The following is a 1,051-nucleotide window of genomic DNA, read 5'->3' as shown; positions in this document are numbered from 1 at the left end:
CTAGGCCGTGTTTCAAAAGCCCGCTCCCTCACAACCACTGACTGATCGCAGCGACCTGGACGGTGGCCAGGTACCGCACCGCAAGCTTGTCGTAGCGCGTGGCCACCGCCCGAAACTGCTTGAGCTGGTTGATCCCGCACTCGACCGCATGCCGTTGCCGATACACGTCTCGATCGAACGCCGGAGGTCGCCCACCACCGGAACCCCGGTTGCGGCGGTGGGCGAGCTGGTCGGACGGGATCGCGATCGTGGCCTTGATCCGACGTCGCCGCAGATAGAGACGGTTCGCCCGCGAACTGTAGGCCTTGTCCGCCAGTACCCGATCCGGCCGCGTCCGCGCCCGGCCGGCACCCGATCGAGGCACCCGGATCGCGTCCAGAACGGCAGCGAACTGCGGACTGTCACCGCATTGACCGGCAGTGAGCACCAGCGAGAGCGGACGTCGATTCTGCTCGCACGCCAGATGCAGTTTCGTGGTCCATCCTCCCCGCGAGCGACCGAGAGCGTGGTCGTCGGGTTCGGTCCCTGTGCCGCCGGGAGGCTCGACCTGCTCGTCACCATCGCGGCGGGCACCGGCGGCGTGCTGATGCGCCCGCATGACGGTCGAATCGACACTGACGTCCCAGACGATCCCGCCGGATGCGTCGGCCACGGTCTGCAGTGCGGTCAGAACCCGAGCCCACACCCCGCCGCGTTGCCAGCGACGGAACAGCCCGTACACGGTTTGCCAGGGTCCGTACCGGTCCGGGACGTCCCGCCAGGGCGCACCGACACGGATGCGCCACCGGATTCCGTCGATGAGCTGCCGTTTTGTCCACTTCGGTGGACGACCGGTCTTCTTTACACAAGGCAGTAGCGGAGCCAACCGAGCCCACTGCGCGTCGGTCAGGTCCGCTCGCCCTGGTACCGCTACGCTGGGCACGAGGTCTCCGAGATCTTCAGGTTTTGCTTGGTCGCTAAACCCAGATACCGGAGACCTCACTCACTCAACGACTGCGACACCCCTTCCGGCGGGAACGCGGTTCAAGATCACTTTTGAAACACTGCCTAG

Annotated in this window: 1 protein-coding gene; it reads right to left on the bottom strand. The window is 66.0% G+C overall.

Going from position 1 to position 1,051, the window contains the following annotated elements:
* Positions 1-28: 28 nt before the first annotated feature.
* Complete coding sequence (locus Q7514_RS33120) at positions 29-922, bottom strand: IS5 family transposase (protein ID WP_139000316.1); 894 nt, start codon at positions 920-922, stop codon at positions 29-31.
* Positions 923-1,051 lie beyond the last annotated feature (129 nt).

Source organism: Rhodococcus artemisiae, assembly GCF_036327795.1.
In the GTDB taxonomy this organism is placed as follows: domain Bacteria; phylum Actinomycetota; class Actinomycetes; order Mycobacteriales; family Mycobacteriaceae; genus Rhodococcus; species Rhodococcus artemisiae.
Note: the sequence above shows the minus strand (reverse complement) of the source record. Positions and strands in the feature narration are given on the sequence as shown.